This is a genomic window from Streptomyces sp. NPDC003035, assembly GCF_042888285.1.
Lineage (GTDB): Bacteria > Actinomycetota > Actinomycetes > Streptomycetales > Streptomycetaceae > Streptomyces.
This window is the reverse complement of sequence record NZ_JBIAPJ010000002.1, coordinates 78608-96487: the sequence shown is the minus strand read 5'-3', so window position 1 is coordinate 96487 and position 17880 is coordinate 78608. Positions and strand designations below refer to the sequence as shown.

The 17880-nt window shown below is 71.6% G+C and carries 16 protein-coding genes; 5 read left to right on the top strand and 11 right to left on the bottom strand.

Annotated elements, in window-relative coordinates; all coding sequences use genetic code 11:
• Positions 1 to 59 precede the first annotated feature (59 nt).
• A complete protein-coding gene (locus ACFYV5_RS06650; RefSeq protein ID WP_389165279.1) occupies positions 60 to 1166 on the top strand; it encodes a hypothetical protein in 1107 nt (368 codons plus the stop codon).
• A 44-nt stretch (positions 1167 to 1210) separates the two neighbouring features.
• Here the strand turns inward: ACFYV5_RS06650 and ACFYV5_RS06645 are convergent, their stop codons facing one another.
• The 5 genes from ACFYV5_RS06645 to ACFYV5_RS06625 form a co-directional block, all read right to left on the bottom strand.
• Positions 1211 to 2323: an LOG family protein gene (locus tag ACFYV5_RS06645; protein ID WP_389165276.1), complete on the bottom strand. Its 1113-nt coding sequence runs from the start codon at positions 2321 to 2323 to the stop codon at positions 1211 to 1213.
• Positions 2324 to 2469: 146 nt separating this feature from the next.
• Complete coding sequence (locus tag ACFYV5_RS06640; RefSeq protein ID WP_355107323.1) at positions 2470 to 3615, bottom strand: hypothetical protein; 1146 nt, start codon at positions 3613 to 3615, stop codon at positions 2470 to 2472.
• Positions 3597 to 4325: an ATP-binding cassette domain-containing protein gene (locus ACFYV5_RS06635; protein WP_355107321.1), complete on the bottom strand. Its 729-nt coding sequence runs from the start codon at positions 4323 to 4325 to the stop codon at positions 3597 to 3599. The genes ACFYV5_RS06640 and ACFYV5_RS06635 overlap by 19 nt, the downstream gene beginning before the upstream one ends.
• A 219-nt stretch (positions 4326 to 4544) precedes the next feature.
• Complete coding sequence (locus ACFYV5_RS06630) at positions 4545 to 5924, bottom strand: aspartate aminotransferase family protein (protein WP_389165271.1); 1380 nt, start codon at positions 5922 to 5924, stop codon at positions 4545 to 4547.
• On the bottom strand, positions 5909 to 6415 hold the full coding sequence (locus tag ACFYV5_RS06625) for an Lrp/AsnC family transcriptional regulator (protein ID WP_355107317.1): 507 nt from the start codon (positions 6413 to 6415) through the stop codon (positions 5909 to 5911). Before ACFYV5_RS06625 ends, ACFYV5_RS06630 begins: the two co-directional genes overlap by 16 nt.
• Before the next feature lie 190 nt (positions 6416 to 6605).
• Here ACFYV5_RS06625 and ACFYV5_RS06620 point away from each other — a divergent pair, with 190 nt between their 5' ends.
• Positions 6606 to 8042: a gamma-aminobutyraldehyde dehydrogenase gene (locus ACFYV5_RS06620; protein WP_355107315.1), complete on the top strand. Its 1437-nt coding sequence runs from the start codon at positions 6606 to 6608 to the stop codon at positions 8040 to 8042.
• Positions 8043 to 8119: 77 nt separating this feature from the next.
• Here ACFYV5_RS06620 and ACFYV5_RS06615 read toward each other — a convergent pair whose 3' ends face one another.
• Positions 8120 to 10174, bottom strand: a complete 2055-nt coding sequence (locus ACFYV5_RS06615; RefSeq protein ID WP_389165267.1) for a hypothetical protein — start codon at positions 10172 to 10174, stop codon at positions 8120 to 8122.
• 220 nt (positions 10175 to 10394) lie between these two features.
• Here ACFYV5_RS06615 and ACFYV5_RS06610 point away from each other — a divergent pair, with 220 nt between their 5' ends.
• A complete protein-coding gene (locus ACFYV5_RS06610) occupies positions 10395 to 10949 on the top strand; it encodes a hypothetical protein (protein ID WP_389165264.1) in 555 nt (184 codons plus the stop codon).
• Here ACFYV5_RS06610 and ACFYV5_RS06605 read toward each other — a convergent pair.
• The 4 genes from ACFYV5_RS06605 to ACFYV5_RS06590 are packed head-to-tail and all read right to left on the bottom strand — an operon-like array spanning position 10915 to position 14840.
• Complete coding sequence (locus ACFYV5_RS06605; RefSeq protein WP_389165262.1) at positions 10915 to 12240, bottom strand: serine hydrolase; 1326 nt, start codon at positions 12238 to 12240, stop codon at positions 10915 to 10917. The genes ACFYV5_RS06610 and ACFYV5_RS06605 overlap by 35 nt on opposite strands.
• A 56-nt stretch (positions 12241 to 12296) precedes the next feature.
• The gene (locus ACFYV5_RS06600; RefSeq protein ID WP_389165259.1) at positions 12297 to 13082 is read right to left on the bottom strand and encodes an SAM-dependent methyltransferase; all 786 of its coding nucleotides are present in this window, start codon (positions 13080 to 13082) and stop codon (positions 12297 to 12299) included.
• Positions 13079 to 13771 (bottom strand): glycerophosphodiester phosphodiesterase, encoded by a 693-nt coding sequence (locus ACFYV5_RS06595; protein WP_389165256.1) that lies wholly within the window; start codon positions 13769 to 13771, stop codon positions 13079 to 13081. Before ACFYV5_RS06595 ends, ACFYV5_RS06600 begins: the two co-directional genes overlap by 4 nt.
• 43 nt (positions 13772 to 13814) lie before the next feature.
• Positions 13815 to 14840, bottom strand: a complete 1026-nt coding sequence (locus ACFYV5_RS06590) for an adenosine deaminase (protein WP_389165253.1) — start codon at positions 14838 to 14840, stop codon at positions 13815 to 13817.
• 75 nt (positions 14841 to 14915) lie between these two features.
• Between ACFYV5_RS06590 and ACFYV5_RS06585 the strand changes: the two genes are divergently transcribed.
• Positions 14916 to 15560 carry a DUF4190 domain-containing protein gene (locus ACFYV5_RS06585; protein ID WP_355107297.1) on the top strand — a complete coding sequence of 215 codons (645 nt, stop codon included), beginning with the start codon at positions 14916 to 14918 and terminating at the stop codon, positions 15558 to 15560.
• Positions 15561 to 15610: 50 nt separating this feature from the next.
• Here ACFYV5_RS06585 and ACFYV5_RS06580 read toward each other — a convergent pair whose 3' ends face one another.
• Entirely contained in the window at positions 15611 to 16159 is a 549-nt protein-coding gene (locus tag ACFYV5_RS06580; RefSeq protein ID WP_389165249.1) for an NADAR family protein, read from the bottom strand.
• 175 nt (positions 16160 to 16334) lie between these two features.
• Here ACFYV5_RS06580 and ACFYV5_RS06575 point away from each other — a divergent pair, with 175 nt between their 5' ends.
• Complete coding sequence (locus tag ACFYV5_RS06575; protein ID WP_389165246.1) at positions 16335 to 17849, top strand: gamma-aminobutyraldehyde dehydrogenase; 1515 nt, start codon at positions 16335 to 16337, stop codon at positions 17847 to 17849.
• Positions 17850 to 17880 lie beyond the last annotated feature (31 nt).

The window sequence follows — 17880 nt, the reverse complement described above, 5'->3', positions numbered from 1 at the left end:
GGCGTCGAAGTTGCCTCGCGCGGCCACCGGCGGTGATCATCTGGCCTACTCTGCTGCGAGTGAGCGGAATAGATCTGGGCAACGGAGTCGTCGGCGCCATCCTGGGAGTCGTGTTCGCCACCCTGTTCCAGCAGTGGACGCAGGACATCTGGTTCAGGATCAGGCGCCGTTCGGCGGGCATGGTCCGCAGCCTCACCTTCCGGGAGCGGCAGGGCGTGCCGTGGTCGACGTTCTCCCTCGGACCGCTGCACACCTCCGCGCTGATCGTCGAGGGCGACGGGGACCGGGCCATCGCCCCCGAGGCCGTCCACGTCCAGGTCCTCACCGACGAGATCGCGCTGCCCGAGGACATGGCCGGATGGCGCGCCGAGATCGAGGCGGAGGAGAGCCGCGCGGCGGCCGCCGGCGAGCGGGCGGCGGTGTGGAACGGGCCGCGGTACGCCGTCGAGAGCCTGGAGATCTCCCGCAGCGCCCTCGACGAACAGTCCGAGGTCCACCTGCGCCTGCGGCCGACGGACTACTACACCTTCATCGCGGCCCAGCAGCTGGACCGCCGGCTGCCGGACGGCTCCACACCCCGCACCCGCTACCTCGACCCCGAACAGCCCCTGAGCGCCCCCGCGTTCCTCCAGTGCAGCTTCGGTGTCAACATCGCCGTGGTCACCTCCGACCACCTCCTCGTCGTCAGCCGGCGCAGCGACCGGGTGCGGGTCGGCGCGGGCGTGTGGAACTCCTCCGTGAACGAGGGGCTTTCGCGCCACATCGACTCCTCCGGCCGCAACGCCCCCGACCTGCACGCCGTCGCCCGGCGCGGGATGCGCGAGGAGATGTCGCTGGAGCCGCACGAGTACACGCTCTCGCTCCTCGCCTTCGTCCTCGACGTGGAGAAGCGCCAGTGGAGCGCCCACTTCTACGCCAGGCTCGGCGACATGACGGCCGAACAGCTCACGGCCCGGATGAGCCGGGGCGTCGCCGACCGCTGGGAGCACCAGGGCACCGAGTACGTACCCTTCCGCTCCGCCGACGTCGCGCGCTATCTGCTGCGGCCCGACCGGATCCACCGCTGGGCGCCGGTGGCGCCGGCGCTGTTCCACCTCGCGCTCGTGCATGTGCACGGGCGGGCCTCGGTGGAGCGGGCGGAGGCCCAGGCGATACGGAGGCTCTAGGGGGTGTCTTGTGGATCAGGCCGGGCTCATCCACAAGACACCCCCTAGCCGAGCGGGGAGCCCAGGCGGCGGAGGGCCTCCGGGGCCTCGGCGACGGAGTCGACCAGGGCGATCCGGGCCGCCATCGGGCGGTCCGCGGCCAGTGCCCGGAGCAGCGGCCAGGCCGGCAGGCGTTCCGTCCAGTGGGCGCGGTTCACCAGGACCATCGGGGCGGGCTCTCCCCGGGACTCGTAGTAGTTCGGCGTCGTGGCGTCGAAGATCTCCTGGACCGTGCCGGCGGCACCCGGCAGGAAGACCACCCCGGCGGTGCAGCGGGCGAGCAGGCCGTCCTCGCGGGTGGCGTTGGCGAAATACTTCGCGATGTGACCGGCGAACGGGTTCGGCGGCTCGTGCCCGTAGAACCAGGTCGGGATGCCGACCGAGTCGCCGCCTTCCGGCCACCGCGCGCGCACCTCGAAGGCGGCGCGTGCCCACTCCGTGACGGACGGGACGAAGGAGGGCGCCTTGGCGAGGAGTTCGAGGGCCTCGTCGAGGACGGCGTCGGTCAGCGGCGCGGTGTACGCGCCCAGGTTCGCGGCCTCCATCGCGCCGGGGCCGCCGCCCGTCGCCACGGTGAGACCGCTCCGCGCCAGCGACCGCCCGAGCCGGGCCGCCCCGGCGTACGCGTCGGTGCCACGGCCCATCGCGTGCCCGCCCATGAGGCCGACGACCGGGGCGCCGGCGAGCAGTTCGTCGAGGGCGTCGGAGATCGCGTCGTCGTGGACGGAACGGAGCATCGACGCGAGGATGTCGCCGTCGGCCTTCGTCCGCTGGAACCAGGCGTAGGCGAGGGCGTCGGGGGTCGTCTCGTAGCCCCCGTCCCGCAGGCCCTCGAACAGATCGTCGGGGGAGTAGAGCCGGGCGCGGTACGGATCGAACGGCAGATCCGGCACGGGCGGGAAGACGAGGGCCCCGTCCGCGCGGACCTTGGCGGCGGCTTCGGGCTGCATCGCGCAGCCGAGGAAGACGGCGCCGGTGGTGGAGGCGGAGAGCAGGGCGAAGGTGCGGTCGGTGAGGTCGACGGACTGGATCCGGTATCCGACGAGGGAACCGCGGGTGACGACCGCGTCGAATTCGGCGGGCGTGTGGATCTCGCGCTCGTGGGGGCGGCCGGTCATGGGGACACGATAGGCCCCCGTGGTGCGGGGCCGTGTCGAGGCTGCGCGCTCGTGGGCACTGGGCGGTCGGGGCGGCGGCGCCCGCAAGGGCGCCGTCCGTCGTGCCCCAGCGGAACGCATGCCCGCAACAGAGGGGGGCAGTGGCGTCAGCCTCTCAGGGGGACCGCCGCCAGTTCCGCCACCAGCCACGTCAGGGGGAGGAACACGGCCAGCAGGATGCCCGCGCGCATCAGGGCCGCCGTGCGGAGGACCGTCGGCGGGGCTCCGAGGCGCAGGAGGGCCTCGGTGGTGTGGGTGCGGCACTGCTTCGATTCCAGGGCCGCCGTCAGCAGCGTCGCCGTCGTGCAGGCCATCACCAGCGCCGCCCCCAGCCCCGTCAGCGGGCCGAAGCCGCCCGCCCGGGAGTCGTGCAGCGTCACCGCCGCGAGGGCGGCCGAGGCCACCGCGCAGACCACGCCGAGCGGGCGGCCGATGCGGCGCGACTCGTCCATCAGGACGCGGCCGGCGAGGAGCCGGGTCGCGCCCGGGCGGACGGCCTGCAACAGCCGGCCGCACCAGTGGGTGATGCCGGGGCCCGCCATCGCGAGGCCGGCGGCGGTGAGGAGCCAGCCGGCGAGCACGCCGCCGGGGCTTCCGGCGGAGCGGCCCGGCAGCGGGAACACGCCGCCCCCGCCGCCGTCGCCCGCGTACGTCTCCACCGCGAGGCCCACCGCCAGCAGCGCCACGCCCCACGGCAGCCCCGAGGGCGCCGCCTTCTCGACGCCCTCGGGGGGCGGGGGAGTCCTCCGTGGGCGCAGGGCGACGGCGGCCGCCGTGGAGGCGGCCACCGGCAGGATCGCGAGCAGGGTGAGCGCGGCGGCGAGCGGGATCGGCCGGCCGGCGGCGAGGAGCTCGGCCGCCGCGCCGTCGAACGGCAGGCCGGTGATGTCCCCGCGCAGGTGCAGGTAGAACAGCAGCGCGACCATCGAGCCGAGCGTGCAGGAGACCGCCGTCGAGGCCGCGGCGATCGCCGTGAGCCGGGCCGGCCCGAGGCCGATCGCCGAGAGCCCGGGCCGCGGTCGCGTGCTGGGATCCGTACGGGCCACGGCCACCGCGAAGTACACGGTCGCCGCCATCGGGATGAGGCACCACAGCAGGCGCACGGTCGCCGCGCCCGACCGGTCCGGGTGGCCCACGGCGTACCCCAGCGTGCAGAGCAGCAGAAAGCCGACCCCCGCGGCCGCCGCGGCGACCAGGAGGCGCCGCAGCAGGACGAGGGGGTGGGCCCCGCGGACTAGACGGAGAGCGAGCACGCGGCGACGCCCTCCGCCCCGGTGGTCGGCACCACGGTCCCCACGCGGCGCCCGTCGAGCAGGGCGACCGAGCGGTCGGCGAGGCCGGCGACCTCCGTGTCGTGGGTGGCGAGCACCACGGTGATCCGGTGGGAGCGGGCCGCGGCGGTGAGCGTGCGCAGCACCTGGGACCCGTCGGCGCGGTGCAGGGAGGCGGTCGGTTCGTCGGCGAAGAGGACCGACGGGGTGGTGACCAGGGCCCGGGCGATGGCGATCCGCTGGCGTTGCGGCTGGGTCAGGGCGTGCGGGCGCTTCCGGCCGTACGCGCCGACGTCGAGCCGCTCCAGCCACTCCTGGGCGGAGGTCCTGGCCGTCCGGTGGGAGACCCCGCGCAGCAGGAGCGGCAGGGCAGCGTTCTCCCAGACGGTCAGTTCGGGGACGAGCCCGGGTTCGGGGTCGATCCAGCCGAACCGGTCGCGGCGCAGCCGTTCGCGCTGGGACTGGCTCAGGGTGTGGACCGGGCTGCTGTTGAACCAGACCTCGCCCTGCTGGGCGAGCGTCTGTCCCGACAGACAGCGCATGAGTGTGGTCTTCCCGCTGCCGCGCGGGCCGACGAGGGCGAGGATCTCGCCCTCGCGCACGCCCAGGGAGACGCCGGTGAGTACGTCCGAGCCTTCCAGGGTGCAGTGCAGGGAACGCGCCCAGAGCACGTCGTTGTCCGGTGGGGCCATCGCGTACACCTCGATGTCGGATCCGATTCTTGCGTTCCCCCGTCCGGGGGAACGAAGGGACGGGCCTGTCGGTCACTGGGCACCGTAAGGATTCAGATCCGCTTGTACGGACAGCACACGGCCCGGGCCGCCGCCATCCACTCGGATGGCGGCATGCCCGGGCCGGGGGTCACGCCGTGAGGGCGGCGTGAGGTCCTGTGCCTGGAAGGGCGGGAACCGTCAGAGCTTGGTCCACGCCTCGGTGAGCACCGAGCGCAGGATTCCCTCGATCTCGTCGAAGGTGCCCTGGTCGGCGATCAGCGGCGGGGCCAGCTGGATGACCGGGTCGCCACGGTCGTCGGCACGGCAGTACAGGCCGTTCTCGAACAGCGCCTTGGAGAGGTAGCCGTAGAGCACACGCTCGGTCTCCTCGTCCGTGAAGGACTCCTTGGTGACCTTGTCCTTGACGAGCTCGATGCCGTAGAAGAAGCCGTTGCCGCGGACGTCGCCGACGATCGGCAGGTCGTGCAGCTTCTTCAGGGTGTCGAAGAAGTTGCCCTCCTGGTCCAGCACGTGCTGGTTCAGGCCTTCCTTGTCGAAGATGTCGAGGTTGGCGATCGCGACCGCCGACGACACCGGGTGGCCACCGAAGGTGTAGCCGTGCAGGAAGGTGTTGTCGCCCTTGTAGAACGGCTCCGCGAGGCGGTCCGAGATGATGCAGGCACCGATCGGGGAGTAGCCCGAGGTCATGCCCTTGGCGCAGGTGATCATGTCCGGCACGTAGCCGAACTTGTCACAGGCGAACATCGTGCCGAGGCGGCCGAAGGCGCAGATCGTCTCGTCGGAGACGAGGAGCACGTCGTACTGGTCACAGATCTCGCGGACCCGCTGGAAGTACCCGGGCGGCGGCGGGAAGCAGCCACCGGCGTTCTGCACCGGCTCCAGGAAGACGGCCGCGACGGTCTCCGGGCCCTCGAAGAGGATCTGCTGCTCGATCTGGTCGGCGGCCCAGCGGCCGAAGGCCTCGGGGTCGTCGCCGTAGATCGGGGCGCGGTAGATGTTGGTGTTCGGCACCTTGTGCGCGCCGGGGACCAGCGGCTCGAAGGGGGCCTTCAGGGCCGGCAGACCGGTGATCGACAGGGCGCCCTGCGGGGTGCCGTGGTAGGCGACCGCGCGCGAGATGACCTTGTACTTGGTGTGCTTGCCCTGCAGCTTGAAGTACTGCTTGGCGAGCTTCCACGCGGTCTCGACGGCCTCGCCGCCACCGGTGGTGAAGAAGACCTTGTTCAGGTCGCCCGGGGCGTAGTGCGCGAGACGCTCGGCGAGCTCGACGGCCTTGGGGTGCGCGTACGACCACACGGGGAAGAACGCGAGCTCCTGGGCCTGCTTGTACGCGACCTCGGCCAGCTCCTGGCGGCCGTGACCGGCGTTGACCACGAAGAGACCCGCGAGACCGTCGAGGTAGCGCTTGCCCTTGTCGTCGAAGATGTAGGTGCCCTCACCACGCACGATGGTGGGGACGGGGGAGTTCTCGTACGACGACATGCGGGTGAAGTGCATCCACAGGTGGTCGTACGCGGTCTTGGACAGGTCCTGGGTCACGATTATCGAGTTCCCCACATATAGGTCTGCTTCTTGAGCTTGAGGTAGACGAAGCTCTCCGTGGAGCGCACGCCGGGGAGGGTGCGGATGCGCTTGTTGATCACATCCAGCAGGTGGTCGTCGTCCTCACAGACGACCTCCACCATCAGGTCGAACGAGCCCGCGGTCATCACCACGTACTCGCATTCGGCCATGGCCGTCAGCGCGTCCGCCACCGGATCGAGGTCACCCTCGACGTTGATGCCGACCATCGCCTGCCGCCGGAATCCCACGGTGAGCGGGTCGGTGACGGCGACGATCTGCATGACGCCCTGGTCGAGCAGCTTCTGGACGCGCTGGCGCACGGCCGCCTCGGAGAGGCCGACGGCCTTGCCGATGGAGGCGTACGGACGGCGACCGTCCTGCTGGAGCTGCTCGATGATCGCCAGGGAGACGGCATCGATCGTCGGGGACGAACCGGAACCGGTTCTGGAGTTCGTGCTTTGACTGGCCACGACTTCACTGTGCACCGAGACTCGTCTGTCTGGCAAGCCCGGACCGATGAAATTCGTTGTTTCGGCTTCGTGATCACACTGAATCCGAAGTTGGGGGGTGCTGGGCCTGTCGAAAGCGTCAGGGAAGCGACTACCCTGAGGTGTCTCAGCAAACGGGACGCCGCACGAAGACGTGCGACCAAGAACGTGACAGGAGGGGTGGCAAGTGACCACCGAGCTGCGCCGGCTGCGTAACTACATCAACGGGGAGTTCCGGGACGCCGCCGACGGGCGGACCATCGAGGTGGTCAACCCGGCCACGGGCGAGGTCTTCGCCACGTCTCCGCTCTCCGGCCAGGAGGACGTCGACGCCGCGATGACGGCTGCCGCGGCCGCCTTCCCGGCCTGGCGGGACACCACGCCCGCCGAGCGCCAGAGGGTCCTGCTCAAGATCGCGGACGCCTTCGAGGAGCGCGCCGAGGACCTGATCGCCGCCGAGGTCGAGAACACCGGCAAGCCGGTCGCCCTCACCGCGAGCGAGGAGATCCCGCCGATGGTGGACCAGATCCGCTTCTTCGCGGGTGCCGCGCGGATGCTGGAGGGCAAGTCCGCCGGCGAGTACATGGAGGGCCTGACCTCGATCATCCGCCGTGAGCCGGTGGGTGTGTGCGCCCAGGTCGCGCCGTGGAACTACCCGATGATGATGGCCGTGTGGAAGTTCGCCCCGGCCCTCGCCGCGGGCAACACGGTCGTCCTCAAGCCGTCCGACACGACCCCCGCGTCGACCGTCCTGATGGCCGAGATCATCGGCTCCATCGTCCCCAAGGGCGTCTTCAACGTGATCTGCGGCGACCGCGAGACCGGCAAGGCGATGGTCGAGCACCCGATCCCGGCGATGGCCTCCATCACCGGTTCGGTGCGCGCGGGCATGCAGGTCGCCGAGTCGGCCGCCAAGGACGTCAAGCGCGTCCACCTGGAGCTGGGCGGCAAGGCCCCGGTCGTCGTCTTCGAGGACACCGAGATCGAGAAGGCCGTCGAGGACATCTCGGTGGCGGGCTTCTTCAACGCCGGCCAGGACTGCACCGCCGCCACCCGCGTGCTCGTGCACGAGTCCATCCACGACCAGTTCGTCTCGGCGCTGGCCAAGGCCGCGGCCGACACCAAGACCGGTCAGCCGGACGACGAGGACGTGCTCTACGGCCCGCTGAACAACGCCAACCAGCTCGCGCAGGTCGCCGGCTTCATCGACCGCCTCCCGGCCCACGCCAAGGTCGAGGCCGGCGGCCACCGGGTCGGCGACAAGGGCTACTTCTACGCCCCGACCGTCGTCTCCGGCCTCAAGCAGGACGACGAGATCATCCAGAACGAGGTCTTCGGCCCGGTCATCACGGTGCAGTCCTTCCGTGACGAGGAGCAGGCCCTGGAGTACGCGAACGGCGTCGAGTTCGCGCTCGCGTCCTCGGTCTGGACGAAGGACCACGCCCGCGCGATGCGGATGTCCAAGGCGCTCGACTTCGGCTGTGTGTGGATCAACACCCACATCCCGCTGGTGGCGGAGATGCCGCACGGCGGTTACAAGAAGTCCGGCTACGGCAAGGACCTCTCGGCGTACGGCTTCGAGGACTACACGCGCATCAAGCACGTGATGACGTCCCTGGGCTGAACCACCTGAACGGGTACGGGCGGCCGGGGTTCCTCCCCGGCCGCCCGTCCGTCGTTCCGGTGCCTCAGGTGCGGTTGTTACAGGGTGCCCGCGAGGGCGGCGGCGGTCGCCGTGCCGCTCACGCCGCGCAGGTCGACCGGGGCGGCCGTGGACCACGTGCGGTCGGTGTGCCGGACGGTGTGGAGGACGCGTCCGTCGCTCGTGGTGAGGGCGAGCTGGAACTCGCCGTCGACGGAGGCCCCCGCCACGGACGTCGCGGTGACCTGGCCCACGATGCCGGCGAGCGTCGCGAAGCCGGTCCAACTGCCGTTGCCCGTACGGAGGGTGTGGTACTGGCGCGTGCCGTTGTCGGTGGCGATCACCATATGGGTGTCGACGCCGGTTCCGGCCATCGTCACCGAGGTCACGGGACCGGTCGCGCCGGCCGCGGACGCGACGTCGCCCCACGTGGTCCAGACGCCGTTGGAGGCGCGCACGCTGTGCTGGACCTTGCCGCCCACGACGACGGCCACGTGCAGCTGGCCGCCCGCGCTCGCGGTGGCGACCGACGTCGCCGTGGAGAGCGGCCCGGCCGCCCCGGTCACGTCCCCGAAGACGGACCACGTACCGTCCTGGCGCCGCACCGTGTGGTACGGGCGGCCGCCCGCGATCGCCAGGACGTGCAGCTCGTGGCCGATCGAGACCGTCGAGACGCGGCTGATGTTCGTCAGCGCGCCGGCGACGGCGTTGACGTCCCCGAATCCGGTCCAGTGGCCGTCGCCGCGCCGCACCGCGTGGCGCAGCCGTCCGTCGCCGCCGAGAGCGACGACGTGCGTGTCGGTGCCGATTCCGGCGACGGCCGAGGCCCGGATCGGGCCGACGGGGCCGGCCTCGGCCTCGACGTCCGTGAAACCGGTCCAGGTGCCGTCGGCCAGCCGGATGCCCTGGAAGAGCCGGGTGCCGCCCTGGACGAGCGCCTCGGTCTTCCAGCCCGCGCCCAGGTCGCGGACCTGCTGGACCCAGCCGCGTACGTCGTCGACGCGGGTCTCGTGGGCCCCGGTCCTGGTCTGGCCGCTGTCCATGCAGCCGCCCTGCCAGGAGGTGCTGGTGACGGCGACCAGCGCCGGCCCGCCGTTCTCCGTGCGCAGCGCCGGGCCGCCCGCGGCGCCCTTGCAGATCGTGGCGTCGGGGGAGCTCGCGGCGGCGTCCAGGCCGAAGCCGGTGGTGGCCACGGAGCCCACGGTGAAGGTCCCGGTGTGGACCGCCGTCGGAGCCCACTGGAAGGCGGTGCGGCCGAAGCCGGCGACGGTGAGCCGCTCGCCGGTGACCGGGGCGGCGGCCGACAGCGTCACGGGCGTGACGCCGGTGGCCGGCTTGTCCAGCCAGACCATGGCGAGATCACGGTCGGCCCGGGGGACGACGTACGAGACGGTGCGGGTGACCGTGCCGGTGGTGGCCAGGTCGTCGCGGCCCAGGGTGAGCGTGGTCCTCTGCCGCGGCGCTCCGGCCGGGATGTCGATGCTCCGCGCGGGGTCGTCGGCGAGGCAGCTCTTGGTGGTGACGGCCCAGCGCGGGTCGACGAGCGTGGCGGTGCAGGAGCGGGTGAGGCCGACGGAGAGCCTGCCGGTGAAGCCGTACGTGGACGTTCCGGGCTGCTCGGTCGGCGGCGCGGAGGAGCCGGTCACCCGGAGGTCGAGCAGGACCGGCTCCTTCCCGGCCGTGAACTCCCTGGACGTGTCCCGGGGAATGTCCAGGGCCTCGGTCCGCCCGTCCGTGGAGACGCCGGCGCGGATGTCCCGGCCGTAGGTCTCGATGCGGTACGTCCCGGGGACGTCGACCGTCAGGTAGCCGGTGTCGGCGGCCCGGAAGCAGATCCGGGAGTCCTCCGTCGTCAGCGTCCGCGCCCATACCGAGAACGCGTGGTCCCACTCGCACGAGACATGGAGGATCTTTCCGTCGCCGGCGACGAGCCGGGCGCCGGTCGCGGCGAGGACGTCACCGCTGTAGGGGTAGGCGCCGTCCTCGACGGCGTACGGAGCGCCGGTGGCGTCCGTGGGCTCCTCGGCGGCGACAGCGGTGGGGACGAGCGCCCCGGTGAGGGTGACGGTGGCCGCGATCACGCTTGCGGCGGGCAGCCATCTTCGTATGAGCACAGGTGTATTCGCCTTCATGAACGAGCCTCCCGAGCGGGCGGGAGACGTACGGGACAACGAGTCGTTCGTTCTCCGCCAGGCAGCGGCAGGACATGATCGCCCAGGGTTCGCGGGATTGTTCGAACGTCTGTCGGCGTGTCGCCGGGAGGCTGTCGTTCCGCTTGGACGGGGTGAGGAACCCGGTTTTTGAACGCGTTCATGATGGGCGTACGCTGCTGTCATGAACGAGACGAAAGGGCCGACGGCCCTTCTCAGGCGTATCCGCGCATGGCTGGTCCTCTTCATCGTCTGTCTGGTGCTCAGCGGGCTCACCGCCTTCCCGCTCGTCACCGAACTCCGGCTGACCGAAGCCGCGCTGACCTCCTGGGCGGCCCCGGTCGCCGACCTCTTCCCGGGGCTCCTGGAGTGGATCCAGCGGGTCCGGGACGGCCTCGACGCCGCCGACGCGCAGTACCCCTTCGTCCTCTACGGCACCGACTGGCTGGCCTTCGCCCACCTCGTCATCGCCGTCGCCTTCTACGGGCCCTACCGCGATCCGGTCCGCAACATCTGGGTGATCGAGTTCGGCATGATCGCCTGCGCCGGCATCATCCCGCTCGCCCTGATCTGCGGCCCGATCCGGGGCATCCCCTTCTGGTGGTCGGTCATCGACATGTCGTTCGGTGTCTTCGGCGTGATCCCGCTGCTCGTCGTCCACCGGATGATCAAGCGCCTGGAGGCGCTGGAGGCCCTGGAGGCGCTCACTCCGACGGCGTCCCGTACGTCGCCGGCATGAGCCGCAGCGCGACCTCGTTCATGTCCTGACCCTTCGCGTCCGTGGCGTTGACGCTGTAGACCAGGGTGCGCGCGCCGTCACGGGTCGAGGCGATCGCCGCGTTGTAGCCCCACCGGCCGCCCGTCTTGCCCCACACCTCCCGCCCGCCCAGCTTCTTCATCGACAGGCCCACCGAGTACGCCGCCGGGTCGCCGCTCCTGAAGTCCGCCACCTTCGGGAGCGTGAACATCTCCTCCAGGAGCGGGCCGCGCACGACCCGCCCCTGGAAGAGGGCCCGCGTGAAACGCTCCAGGTCCGCCGTCGTCGAGACGATGTCGCCGGCCGCCCAGCCGTCCGTCGTGCCCCACACCGACACGTCGCGCAGCCCGGTCGTGCCGTCGTCCAGGGTCATCGTCTGGTAGCCGTGGTTGTGCGGGCCCCTGATCCGCGGGTCGGTCCCGGGGACGTACGTGTCGCGCAGACCGAGCGGCCGCAGGACCCGCGCGGCGACCTGCTCCTCGTACGTGTCACCCGTGACGCGCTCGATCAGCAGCTCCACTAGCTCGGGCAGATTCCGCAGATCGGGCTGCGGGGCGCGCGGGGCGTCCGGTGTGCCGGGCTCGTCGCCCTCCCGCAGCACGCCCAGCATCCGGCGCAGCTGCGCCATGGCGTCCCGGCCCGTCGCGGAGATCGCGTCGAACGCGGCCTCCGCCCGCTCGGGAGCCGCGCGCACGGCCACCGGCCCGGCCTCCGCCTGCACGACCATCAGGCTCACCGCATGGGACAGGATGTCGTGCATCTCGCGCGCGATCCGGGCGCGTTCGCGCGCCGCGGCCCGCTCGGCCTCCACGCGCGTGGCCCGCTGCCGTGCGTCGGTGAGCCGCCCGAAGACGTACGCCGCCGCGAACACGAAGAGCGAGAAGGTCAGTTCACGCGCCGAGCGGGTGTTCAGCCACACCGACACCGGCACCGCGACCACCAGCAGCGCACCCGTCGTCAGCCGCTTCCACGGCGGCGAGAGCGCGGCGATCGTGTAGACGATGACGAGCCCGGTGTACGGCAGGGGCTGACCGGGGCCCTCCACGGCCAGCTTGTACAGCGCGCTGGTCGCCATGATCGCGAGAAGCACGGCGACCGGCGCGCGCCGCCGCCAGATCAGCGGGATCACGGTGAGCGTCGTCAGCCCGTACGCGGTCCAGGTCGCCGGCTCCAGATCCGGTGGGCGCGGCACCACGAACGGCATGGTCATGGCCGCCTGGACGAGCAGCGCGATCCCGAGGTCCACGGCGGGGGGATGGGCGGCCGCGAGCATCCGGGCCCGCTCCCACCGTCCCTGTACGCCGGTCCGTATGTCCGCCCGTACGCCCATTACGGCTTGCGGCCCACCGCGCCGAACTGCGCCACCTGGCTCGCCGGGGCGAACCGCCAGCTCGCGCACGAGACGATCCCCGGGTCGAGGACGTCGAGTCCGTCCAGGAAGGAGGCGAACTCGGCGCGGCCGCGGGCGGTGATGGGCGGGGTCGCGTTCTCGTTCCAGAACGCCATCGCCGCCACGTTCCCCTCGCCGCCGAGCTCCGGCTCCAGGGTGGGGTGGGTGAGGACGAGGTGGCTGCCGGACGGCATCGCGGCCATGAGCGTGGAGACGACGGACCGGGCCTCGTCGGTGTCGAGGACGAAGTTGAGGATGCCGAGCATCATCACCGCGACCGGACGCGACAGGTCCAGCGTGCGCGCCGCCGCCTCCAGGATGCGCTCGGGGTCCCGCGCGTCCGCGTCGACGTACTCGGTGACCCCCTCCGGGGCGCTGGTCAGCAGCGCGCGGGCGTGCGTCAGCACGATCGGGTCGTTGTCGACGTAGACGATCCTCGACTCCGGCGCGATCCGCTGGGCGACCTCGTGGGTGTTGTCGGCGGTCGGCAGACCGGTCCCGATGTCCAGGAACTGGCGTACCCCGGCCTCGGCCGCCAGATGGGTCACCGCCCGGCCGAGGAAGGCCCGGTCCGCGCGGGCCACTTCACCGATGCTCGGATAGAGAGCGGTGACCTGGTCGCCGACCGCGCGGTCCACCGGGTAGTTGTCCTTGCCGCCCAGCCAGTAGTTCCACACCCGGGCGTTGTGCGCGATGTCGGTACGGATCCTCTCGGTCCCCGTCACCTCTGCGGACCCCTTCCCAGTTCGGCGGCGAGCACGTCCACGCGGTTGGTGGTGATCGAATCCACCCCGTGGGACAGGAGCTTACGCATCGTGCGCCGGGTGTCCGCGGTCCAGGCCGACAGCAGGTATCCGTCACGGTGCACCCGCTCCGCGAGCTCCCGGCTCACCAGGCCGAAGCGGTAGTTGAGCCAGCGCGGCCTCACCGCGTAGAGGAGCGCGGCGCGCGGCGGCGCCAGCGTCGTCCACGTCAGCGCGATCTCGGCGGCCGGGTCGGCGGCCCTGACGTTCAGCATCGCCACCCCGCCCGCGCAGTACAGGACGCGCTCGGCGGCCCCGCACTCGCGGACCGTGCCGACGATCGTGCGGACCGAGGCCTCGTTCCCGCCGGGCAGGTCCAGCATCAGCCGGTGCGGCCCGGCGGCGATCAGCGCCTCGCGCAGCGTGGGGACGCCGTCGTGCGTCAGCTCGCGGAGCTGCGTCAGGGTGAGCGCGGCCAGCGGCCGGTCGTGCCCCCAGAGCCGCTCGAGCGTGTCGTCGTGGAGGAGGACGGGGACGCCGTCGGCGGTGAGCCGGACATCGATCTCGACGACGTCCGCGCCCCCCTCGATCGCCGAGACGATCGAGGGGACCGTGTTCTCACGGACGCGATACGGGTCGCCGCGGTGGCCTACGACAGTGACGTGGTCCATGGGGCCATTGTTGCGGCTGGGGCGGTGGGCGGCGGGGCGACGCTCAGCGCGCGAGCCATGTGTCCGTGTAGCTGTCGATCTCCGCGGCGATGCGGGCCTTCCCGGCCGGGTCGAGGAAGGACGCCTCGACCGCGTTCTTCGCGAGCGCGGCCAGACCGCGCTCGTCGAGCTCCAGGAGACGGGCGGCGACCGCGTACTCGTTGTTCAGGTCCGTACCGAACATCGGCGGGTCGTCACTGTTGATCGTCACCAGGACGCCCGCCGCCACCATCTCCTTGATGGGGTGCTGGTCCAGATCGGTCACCGCGCGGGTCGCGATGTTCGAGGTCGGGCAGACCTCCAGCGCGATCCGGCGCTCCGCCAGGTACTTCAGGAGCTCCGGGTCCTGAACGGCGCTGGTGCCGTGGCCGATCCGCTCCGCGCCCAGCTCGTTCAGGGCGTCCCAGATCGTCTGCGGACCCGTCGTCTCGCCCGCGTGCGGGACGGAGCGCAGGCCGGCCGCGATCGCCCGGTCGAAGTACGGCTTGAACTGCGGGCGCGGCACGCCGATCTCCGGGCCGCCGAGCCCGAACGAGACCAGCCCCTCGGGACGCCGCTCGACCGCGAGCCGGGCGGTCTCCTCCGCGGCGACCAGACCCGCCTCGCCCGGAATGTCGAAGCACCAGCGCAGCACGACGCCCAGCTCCGTCTCGGCCGCCTTCCGGGCGTCCTCGATGGCCGCCATGAAGGCCCGCTCGTCGATCCCGCGGCGGGTCGAGCTGTACGGGGTGATGGTCAGCTCGGCGTACCGGATGTTCTGCCGCGCCATGTCGCGGGCGATCTCGAAGGTCAGCAGCCGGACGTCCTCCGGGGTGCGGACGAGGTCGACGACCGAGAGGTAGACCTCGACGAAGTGCGCGAAGTCGGTGAACGTGAAGTAGTCGACGAGCGCCTCGGGGTCCGTCGGGACCTTCGAGTCGGGGTGGCGGGCGGCCAGTTCGGCGACGATCCGCGGGGAGGCGGAGCCGACGTGGTGGACGTGCAGCTCGGCCTTGGGCAGTCCCGCGATGAAGGGGTGGAGGTCGGTCATCGGATCATCCTAGGCCGGTCCGGTTGGCCGCGGAGGGGAGGTCGTAGCATGGCGGGACCACGATGGGGGAGGCCCATGTCAGACAACAGCGACCAGCCGCGGGGCGGGTACGACCCGGCGGACCCGTGGGCTCCGCCGAACCGCGACGGGGTGGAACTGAGCAAGCCGGCGACGCCCGCGCCGCAGGACCGTCCACCGGTGCACGACCAGCCGACGATGACGTCGATGCCGGCGGCCGGAGACGTACCGCCGCCGCCCGTGGCCCCCGGCGGGCCCGCGGCCACGCCGCCCGGCGCGTACGGCTATCCGGCGCCGGCCCCGGCCGCCTCCGCGCCGACGGGGTACGGCTACCCCGGCTACCCGGGATACGCGGCCTCGGGCTACGGCCAGCCCGGCTGGCAGGCGGCCCCGGCCAACGGGATGGGGACGGCGTCGATGGTGCTCGGCATCATCGCGACCGTCGGCTTCTGCATGTACGGCCTCGGCATCGTCCTGGGCATCCTGGCACTGATCTTCGGCATCATCGGCCGCAAGAAGGTGCAGCGGGGCGAGGCGAACAACGGCGGGATGGCGACCGCGGGCATCGTTCTCGGCTCGATCGGCATCCTGGTGAGCGCGGTCTTTCTGGCCTTCGCCATCTGGGTCATCGCCCAGGGGGAGTCCTACGACAGCGATGTGGACGACCCGTTCGCCACGAGCCTGGCGGTCGAGAACCGCTAGAGCGAGTCGTGACGGAGAGGGGCCCCGGCGCTGCCGCGGGGCCCCTTCCTTCATGCGCCGCGCAGTCGATCCCTCGCCTCCATCAGTGCGAAGCCCAGCAGGTTCAGCCCGCGCCAGCGCGACGGGTTCTTCGCGCGCGGGTCGTCGGCGGTGAGACCGATGCCCCACACCCGGTCCAGCGGGCTCGCCTCCACCAGCACTCGGCAGCCCGTACCGAGCAGATAGGACCGCAGGGCCTCGTCCGAGCCGAATTTGTGGACGCTGCCCTCGACCACGATCCCGAAGCGCTCCCGCTCCCACACCGTCTCGTCGAAGCCCCGCACCAGCCGCCCGGCGTTCTTCGCCTCCGCGGGCGTACGGGACGAGAGCGCGGCCCGCTCGGCCTCCGGGTCGCCGAAGAGCCGGGCCTTCGCCGCCATCATCCAGTGCTCGGCCGTCGCGTACCGCACCCCGTCGACCTCGAAGGGTGAGGCCCACCACTGGCTCAGACAGCTCGCCGAGAGCTGCCCGTCCGGCCTGGGACGGTGGCCCCAGAAGTGCAGCCACTTCACCTTTTCACCCCTGCTGACCTGCCCCGTCAGCTCGTCGATCTTCCCCATGCACGCGATTCTGGCAGTCGCCACGGACAGTCCGTACGGTGATTTCCCGGACCCCTCGACACATGGTCGACCGATTCCGTCGCGTAACCAAAAGGCAACAACGGAATCACTTGTTGGAGCCGTATCCCTCTGTCAGGATCGGCACTCAATTCGAGCTGGAACAACGGAGAGCGTCATGGGCAACCGCTTCCAGGTGACGGGCCGCTTCGCGGACGGCGCACAGTACTTCGGCGGGCGGCTGCGGCCCGGGACCTCAGGTGAGGAGCACAGCGTCGTCGACCCGGCCACGGGCGAGGAGGTGTACACCTACGAGCTCGCCTCCACCGCCGACGTGGACGCCGCCGTCGCCTCCGCGAAGGAGGCGTTCCCCGGCTGGGCGGCCGCGACCCCCGGCGAGCGCTCCGACGCCCTGCACCGGTTCGCCGGCGTGCTCGCCGAGCGGGCCGAGGACTTCGCCCGCGTCGAGTCGCTCCAGTGCGGCAAGCCCATCAGGCTGTCCACCGAGTTCGACGTGCCCGGCACGGTCGACAACACCGCCTTCTTCGCCGGAGCGGCCCGCCACCTCCAGGGCCAGTCGGCCGGCGAGTACAGCGGTGACCACACCTCGTACGTACGGCGCGAGCCGATCGGTGTCGTCGGGTCCATCGCTCCCTGGAACTACCCGCTCCAGATGGCCGCCTGGAAGATCCTCCCGGCCATCGCCGCCGGCAACACGATCGTCCTCAAGCCGGCCGAACTCACCCCGCTCACCTCGCTGATGTTCGCCCAGGCGGCCACCGACGCAGGCATCCCCGACGGCGTCGTCAACGTCGTCACCGGCGCCGGCCGCACCGCCGGCGAACACCTCGTCGGCCACCCGGACGTCGCCATGACCTCCTTCACCGGCTCCACCCCGGTCGGCAAGCGGGTCGCCGAGATCGCCACCTCCACCGTCAAGCGGCTCCACCTGGAACTCGGCGGCAAGGCCCCCTTCGTCGTCTTCGACGACGCCGACCTGGAGGCCGCCGCCCACGGCGCCGTCGCCGCCTCGCTCATCAACACCGGCCAGGACTGCACCGCCGCCACGCGCGCGTACGTCCAGCGCCCGCTCTTCGACGCGTTCGTCGCCCGCGTCGCCGAGCTCATGGAGACCGTCCGCCTGGGTGACCCCTTCGACCCCTCCACCGACCTCGGTCCGCTGATCAGCCACGTCCAGCGCGACCGCGTCGCCGCCTTCGTCGAGCGCGCCCGCGGCTACGCCACCGTCGTCACGGGCGGCGAGGCCCCGGGCGGGGAGCTGAAGAACGGCGCGTACTACCGTCCGACCCTGATCACCGGCGCCGCGCAGGACAGCGAGGTCGTGCAGTCGGAGATCTTCGGACCGGTCCTCGTGGCCCTGCCCTTCGACGGCGACGAGGAGGGCATCCGGCTCGCCAACGACACCCCCTACGGCCTGGCCGCCTCCGCCTGGACCCGCGACGTGTTCCGGGCGGGCCGTGCGACCCGCGAGATCAAGGCCGGGTGCGTCTGGGTCAACGACCACATCCCGATCATCAGCGAGATGCCGCACGGAGGCTACAAGGCCTCCGGATTCGGAAAGGACATGTCGGCTTACTCCTTCGAGGAGTACACGCAGGTCAAGCACGTGATGTACGACAACACGGCGGTCGCCGCGAAGGACTGGCACCGCACGATCTTCGGGGACCGATAGCAGTCAGCCGCCCGACCAGCGGCTCAACCCT